Origin of the sequence: Streptomyces sp. NPDC007875, from assembly GCF_042868035.1 — a bacterium.
Classification (GTDB): domain Bacteria; phylum Actinomycetota; class Actinomycetes; order Streptomycetales; family Streptomycetaceae; genus Streptomyces; species Streptomyces antimycoticus.
Genome location: NZ_JBIADZ010000007.1, coordinates 241,161 through 248,327, shown reverse-complemented (window position 1 = coordinate 248,327; position 7,167 = coordinate 241,161). Strand labels below are relative to the sequence as shown.

Here is a 7,167-nt window from a genome sequence, read left to right as displayed (position 1 = left end):
GGCTCAGAACCCCAGCTTCCGCAGCTGCTTCGGGTCACGCTGCCAGTCCTTGGCGACCTTCACATGAAGGTCGAGAAAGACCGGCGTACCCAGCAGCACCCCGAGCCCCCTCCATCTGCCGCCCTCGCACCGCTCGGCCCCAGAGGGCCTCCCGCGCTTCGCACGGCCGCACCGGCCTCCGACCGGCAGTGAGGGCCAGACTCAGAACCCCCAGCTTCCGCAGCAGCGTAGGCCCGGCTCAGAACCCCAGCTTCCGCAGCTGCTTCGGGTCACGCTGCCAGTCCTTGGCGACCTTCACATGAAGGTCGAGAAAGACCGGCGTACCCAGCAGCGCCTCGATGTGCTTGCGGGACTTGGTGCCGACCTCCTTGAGGCGGCGTCCCTTGGGGCCGATGATGATGCCCTTCTGGCTGGGCCGCTCGATGTAGAGGTTGGCGTGGATGTCGAGGAGCGGCCGGTCCGCGGGGCGGTCCTCGCGGGGCAGCATCTCCTCCACGACCACCGCGATGGAGTGCGGCAGTTCATCCCGTACGCCCTCCAGCGCGGCCTCCCGGATCAGCTCGGCGACCATGACCTGCTCGGGCTCATCGGTAAGGTCGCCCTCGGGGTAGAGCGCCGGGCCCTCGGGCAGCAGCGGGACCAGCAGATCCGCCAGCAGGCCCACCTGCTTGTCGCCCACAGCCGACACCGGGACGATCTCGGCCCATTCGATGCCCAGCTCCGTGCCGAGCCGGTCGATGGCGATCAATTGCTCGGCCAGCTGCTTGGACTCGACCAGATCGGTCTTGGTGACGATCGCGACCTTGGGGGTCTTCTTGATCCCCGCGAGTTCGGTGGCGATGTAGCGGTCGCCGGGGCCGAGCTTCTGGTCGGCGGGCAGACAGAAGCCGATGACGTCGACCTCGGCCCAAGTGGTGCGCACGACATCGTTGAGCCGCTCGCCGAGCAGGGTGCGCGGCTTGTGCAGACCGGGGGTGTCGACGAGCACCAGCTGGGCCTCGGGGCGGTGCACGATGCCGCGGACGGTGTGGCGGGTGGTCTGCGGGCGGTTCGAGGTGATCGCGACCTTCGTCCCCACCAGCGCATTGGTCAGGGTCGACTTGCCCGCGTTGGGGCGGCCGACGAAGCAGGCGAAGCCCGAGCGGTGCGGGGTCTCCCGCTGCTCGGTCGGGGACGGGGAGGTACCGGCAGTCATGGACCCCATTCTCCCCGATGCCCCGGCCCGCTCGGACCAGTCGCCCCGGGTCTCGTACGGCCGGTCGTCCCGGCGGCGTACGGCCGGTCGTCCCGGCCCCCGTACGACCAGTCGTCCCGGCCCCCGTACGACCAGTCGTTCCGGCCCCCGTAGACCAGTCGTTCCGGCCTCGTACGACCGCCGGTGGCCGGTGGGTCGGTCAGGCCGGGAGCGTGGCCCGCAGGGTGCCGTCGAGGCCCGCCAGCAGCACCGGCGTCCCGGCCCCGCCGAGGTCCCGTACGGCCGCGCGGTCCTCGTCCGACGCGCTCTCCGCCTCGGTCACCACGGCCGCGGCCTCCAGGGACGTGGCACCGCTCGCCACGGCCATGGCGACGGCGGTCCGCAGGGCGCTCAGCTTCAGCGAGTCGAGGGCCACGGTCCCGGCGACATAGGTACGCCCCGTCTCATCGCGGACGGCGGCGCCCTCCGCCACGGAGTTGCGGGCCCGCGCGGAGCGGGCCAGCGTGATGATCTTGCGGTCTTCGGGGTCCAGCTGCGCTGCTTCGCTCATGCGGATGAGCATATGCGGGGCGTTGACCGGCGGTGACGCCGGTGGGGTGGACGGGGAGCCGAGCCCGAGCCCGCTCCCGGGCACACGGCGGCCCGCGCCGGGCCGCTGCGGGGCGGCCCGGCGCGGGCGTGCCGTGTGCTCCAGGTGTCTCTCTCCTGTCTCCAGGTGTTCTCGGGGCCTTACGGGAGGATCGGCGTCGGCTGGAAGGTCAGCGAGGCCGAGCCCGACGACGGACTCAGGCCCGGGGCGCCGGCGAAGGAGGCGGTGTACGTCGAGGCGGTGAGCACGGTCGGCGACACGGTGACGTTGCTGAGCGTCGCCGTGCCGCTGGCGTTGGTGACCGCGCTGCCCAGCGGGATCGGGCCCAGTACGGAGTTGGCGACGAAGGTGAGGGTCTGGCCGGGGATCGGGTTGTTCGACGCGTCCCTCAGCGTTGCGCTCAGGGTCGGGATGATCAACGTGCCGTTGAACCGCAGCCGGATGGTGGCCGGGGTGGCGGTCACGGTGGTCCCGGTCGGCGCCGCGACCACGTTCTGTGTGATCGTCGGTGACGTCGAAGTGCCGAAGCAGCCGTCGCCGTTGTAGGTGGCGGTGACCGTGTGCGCTCCGGTGGTGAGGGCGTTGGTGCTGGCCGTCGCCACGCCGGAGGCGTTGAGCGTGCCGGTGAGGGTGGGCCCGCCGCTGATCACGAAGGTGACGGTCCCGGTCGGCGTGCCCGTCGCAGGCGGCACCGCGGCGACGGTGGCCGTGAAGGTCACGTTCTGGCCAGGGGTGGACGGGTTCGGCGAGGAGGTGAGCGTGGTTGTGGTGCTCGCCTGGTTGACGGTCACGGAGCCGGAGGCCGACGAGCCCGCGACGCCGGTGTTGCCCCCGTAGGTGGCCGTCACCGCATGCGCGCCGGTCGGGATGGCATTGGTCGTCACACATGCCTGGCCGCTGCCGTTGAGCGTTCCGGTCAAGGTCGGACCGCCCGTGATCACGAACGTCACGGTTCCGGTCGGAGTGCAGGTGCCGGGCGACGTCGTCGTCACCTGCGCGCACAGGGTCACCGGCTGGCCGCACACCGGAGAGGCGGGCGTGATGGTCAGCGTGGTCGTGGACGTGGCCTGGCCGACGGTGATGGAGCCGGAGGCCGACGAGCCCGCGACGCCGGCGTTCCCCGCGTAGGTGGCCGTCACCGCATGCGTGCCCACCGGAATGGCATTGGACGTCACACACGCCTGACCACTTGCGTCGAGTGTCCCGGTCAGCGTCGGACCGCCCGCGATCGTGAACGTCACCGTCCCGGTCGCAGTGCAGGTGCTGGGCGGCGTGACCGTCACCTGAGCACACAAGGTCACCGGCTGGCCGCACACCGGAGAGCTGGGCAAGAAGGACAGCGTCGTGGTCGAGACACCCTGGTTGACCATGACGGACCCGGTGGCGGACGAACTGGCGACGCCGGTGTCACCGGAGTAGGTGGCCGTCACCGCGTGGGTGCCGGGCGGGATGGCGCTGGTGGTCACGCATGCCTGGCCGGTCGCATCGACCACCCCGGTCAGCGTCGGACCACCCGCGATGGCGAAGGTGACCGTTCCGGTCGGCAGGCAGGTGCCGGGCGGCGTCGTGGTGACCTGGGCGCACAGAAGAACCGTCTCGCCGCATGACGCCGTGCTGGGCGTGATGGTCAGCACGGTCGTCGAGGACGCCTGGTTCACCGTGACGGAGCCGGTCCCCGTCGAGCCCGTGACACCCCCGTCGCCCTCGTAAGTCGCGGTCACGGTGTGCGTGCCGACCGGAATGGCATCGGTGGTCACGCAGGCCTGGCCGGCCGCGTCGAGTACGCCGGTCAGGGTCGGACCGCCGGTGATCACGAAGATCACATTCCCGGTGGGGAGGCATGTGCTCGGCGGCGCGACGGTCACGTCCGCGCAGATGGTCACCGTCTCACCGCAGACGGCCGGGCTGGGCGAGACGCTCACCGTGGTGGTCGACGTGCCCTGCCCCACGGTGACCGACCCCGAGCCGGTGGAGCTCGCGACGCCCGTGTCGCCTCCGTACGTGGCCGTCACGGTGTAAGACCCCGCGGTCAGCGCGTTGGTGGTCACACATGCCTGGCCGGCCGCGTCCAGCATGCCCGTCAGGGTCGGACCGCCGGTGATCACGAAGGTCACCGTGCCCGTGGGCGTACAGGTGCTCGGCGGCGACACCGTCACCTGGGCGCAGATGGTGACCGTCTCACCGCAGACCGGTGCGGCCGGGGACACCGTGACCGTTGTGGTCGAGGCTCCCTGGCCGACCGTGACCGATGCGGTGCCGGTCGAGCCCGCGACATCCCCGTTGCCGTTGTAGGTGGCCGTCACGGTGTGTGTCCCCACCGAGATGTCGCTGGTCGTCACACATGCCTGGCCACTGGGGTCGAGCACGGCGACGACGAACGGCACACCGTCGACGGCGAACGTCACCGTGCCCGTCGGGGTACAGGTGCCGGGCGGCGTCGTGGTGACCTGGGCGCACAGAGTCACCTCCTCGCCGCAGACCGGCGCGGCCGGGGACACGGTGAGGGTCGTGGTCGAGTCCGCCGGGTTGACGGTGAGCGGCGTCAAGGCCGAGTTGGAAGCGGCGAAGTTGGTGTCGCCGTTGTAGAACGCGGCGACCTGGTGCGTTCCCACGCTCAGGGCGGGGACGGTGACGGAAGCGTTCCCGGCCCCGTCGAGGGCCCCGGTCACCGTGGGCCCGTCCGCGCTGATGATGAAGGTGACCGTACCGGTGGGTGTGCCGCTGCCCGGGGGCACCGCCGCCACATTGGCGGTCAGCGTCACGGTCTCCCCGCAGACGGGCGCGGGCGGGACGAAGGTGACGGTGGTGACCGTCGCCGACTGGTTGACCTGCTGGATGGTCGTGCCGGACGAATTGTCGACCGGATCGCTGGAGTTGACGAAGTTCGCCGTGACCAGATGGGAGCCGACGGCGAGGGTGGAATCGGTCACGCTGGCCGTGCCGGAGTCGACTCCGGTTTGGGTGAGCGTTACGGGGCCGATGGTCGGGCCACCGGCGATGACGAAGGTCACGTCGCCCCACGGAGGGGTCCCGGTGGTGATGCCGGTGACATTGGCGGTGTAGGTGACGGATTCGCCGAAGACGGAGGGATTCGGCGTAGAGGTCACCGCGGTGGTGGACATGGAGGCGGCCGCCCTTTCCTGATCTCAGGGGGATGAGCCGCCCGGCTCCGCGCGGCGCATGCCACGCGGAGCCATGGCCTCTGCAGGGGGTGCCCATACGGCCGACCTGTCTACGTCAAGCAAGACAAGCCGACTGTCCCCCGACAGAGGTATGGGCGACCCACCAGTCGGTATCTGCAAGTAAGCGGGGGCCTACGCCAGATGGGCCAGGGAGCGGACGGCTATTCCACTCGTATGGCGCAGCGCGGGCCGCGCGTTGCCGATGCGCTGGCGCGGCGGCCCGCTGCCGCGCAGGCGGTGCCGCGCCCCGGCGCGTGCCGCGGGAGCGCGGAGCGGCGGGCTTCGCGGCATGACGGCGCGGCCCCGGTTTCGCGGCATGACGTCGCGGCCCCGCCCACGGGGTGTGGACGGGGCCGCGTCGCGGGTGCGTGGGGGCTGTTGGAGGGCTACTCCGGCTCGGCCGCCGCGGTTTCGCGGACCGGCTCGACCAGCACCGTGACAATGCGGTTGCGGCGGCCCGCCGGGGACTCGGCGGTCAGCCGCAGCGCCTTGAGCGCGGGGTCGATGCCGCCCTCGGGGACGTCGACCTCGGCCGTGGCACCCGCGATCGGCACCCGGCCCAGCGCCTTGGCGAGCAGCCCGCCCACCGTCTCGACGTCCTCGTCCTCCAAGTCCGTGCCGTACAGCTCGCCCAAGTCGCCCAGGGCCAGCCGGGCGGTCACCCGGTGGGTGCCGTCGCCGAGGTCCTCGATGGGCGGCAGCTCGCGGTCGTACTCATCGGTGATCTCGCCGACGATCTCCTCGAGGATGTCCTCGATGGTGACGATGCCGGCCGTGCCGCCGTACTCGTCGATCACGACGGCGACGTGGTTGCGCTCCTGCTGCATCTCGCGCAGCAGATCGCCCGCGTTCTTGGTATCCGGGACGAAGGTGGCGGGCCGCATCGCCGTGGAGACCAGCTCGGCCTCGGCCTCGCGGTTGATATGCGTCTTACGGACAAGATCCTTGAGGTAGACGACCCCGACGATGTCGTCCTCGTTTTCCCCGGTGACCGGGATCCGGGAGAAGCCGGAGCGCAGCGCGAGGGTGAGGGCCTGCCGGATGGTCTTGAAGCGCTCGATGACCACGAGGTCGGTGCGCGGCACCATCACCTCGCGCACCAGGGTGTCGCCGAGCTCGAAGACGGAGTGGACCATGCGCCGCTCCTCGTCCTCGATCAGCGACTCCTGCTCGGCGAGGTCCACCAGGGCGCGCAGCTCGGCCTCGGAGGCGAACGGGCCCTTACGGAAGCCCTTGCCGGGCGTGAGCGCGTTACCGAGGAGGATCAGCAGCGGCGGGATGGGGCCCATGACGCGGGCCAGCGGGATCAGCACATAGGCGGCGACGGTCGCGGTGTTGAGCGGATGCTGGGCGCCGATGGTGCGCGGGGAGACGCCGACGGCCACATACGACACCAGGACCATCACGCCGATCGCGACGGTCAGCGCCTTCCAGGTCTCGTCGAACTCGCGCAGACTCGCGAACGTGACGACCGCGCCCGCCGCGACCTCGCAGGCGACCCTGACCAGCAGCGCCACATTGAGATAGCGGGTGGGGTCCTCGGCGACGAGCATCAGCTTGGCGCTGCCCCGCCGCCCGGAGCGCACGGCCTCCTCGGCCCGGAACCGGGTGGTGCGGGCGAGACCGGCCTCCGCGCAGGCCGCCAGCCAGGCCACCACGACCAGCAGGACGGTCGCGGTGACGAGCTGGGCGCTCATCGGACGGTGGGGGCCGGGGAGGGGCCGGTCAGGCCCTGCTCCGCGCGCCAGCCGTCGAGGATGGCAGCCTGCAGGCCGAACATCTCGGCGCGCTCGTCCGCCTCCTCGTGGTCATAGCCGAGGAGGTGGAGGACGCCGTGGACGGTGAGCAGCTGCAGCTCCTCGTCCATGGAGTGCCCGGTCGACGCCTCCTCCCCCTGCTTCTTGGCCACTTCGGGGCAGAGCACGATGTCCCCGAGGAGGCCCTGCGGGGGCTCCTCGTCGTCCTTGGCCGGCGGGCGCAGCTCGTCCATCGGGAAGGACATGACATCGGTCGGCCCCGGCAGGTCCATCCACTGGATGTGCAGCTGCTCCATGGCGTCGGCGTCGACGACGATCACCGAGAGCTCGGAGAGCGGGTGGATACGCATCCGGGCCAGCGCGTAGCGGGCGACGTCGAGCACAGCCCGCTCGTCGATATCGGTACCGGACTCGTTGTTGACGTCGATCGCCATGGGGGTTCGT

At 71.1% G+C, this 7,167-nt stretch carries 5 protein-coding genes; all 5 read right to left on the bottom strand.

Translation table 11 applies throughout. The features are described 5' to 3' along the window. Positions 1–238 precede the first annotated feature (238 nt). Positions 239–1,195 (bottom strand): GTPase Era, encoded by a 957-nt coding sequence (era, locus tag ACFYOY_RS17220; RefSeq protein WP_093461697.1) that lies wholly within the window; start codon positions 1,193–1,195, stop codon positions 239–241. 199 nt (positions 1,196–1,394) lie between these two features. After that, positions 1,395–1,745: a cytidine deaminase gene (locus ACFYOY_RS17215; RefSeq protein ID WP_078647413.1), complete on the bottom strand. Its 351-nt coding sequence runs from the start codon at positions 1,743–1,745 to the stop codon at positions 1,395–1,397. A 179-nt stretch (positions 1,746–1,924) separates the two neighbouring features. Further along, positions 1,925–4,906, bottom strand: coding sequence for an Ig-like domain-containing protein (locus tag ACFYOY_RS17210; RefSeq protein ID WP_351882540.1), 2,982 nt, complete (start codon positions 4,904–4,906; stop codon positions 1,925–1,927). A 446-nt stretch (positions 4,907–5,352) separates the two neighbouring features. After that, a complete protein-coding gene (locus ACFYOY_RS17205) occupies positions 5,353–6,663 on the bottom strand; it encodes a hemolysin family protein (RefSeq protein WP_351882536.1) in 1,311 nt (436 codons plus the stop codon). Beyond that, complete coding sequence (gene ybeY, locus ACFYOY_RS17200; RefSeq protein WP_351882534.1) at positions 6,660–7,157, bottom strand: rRNA maturation RNase YbeY; 498 nt, start codon at positions 7,155–7,157, stop codon at positions 6,660–6,662. Before ybeY ends, ACFYOY_RS17205 begins: the two co-directional genes overlap by 4 nt. Positions 7,158–7,167: the final 10 nt, after the last annotated feature.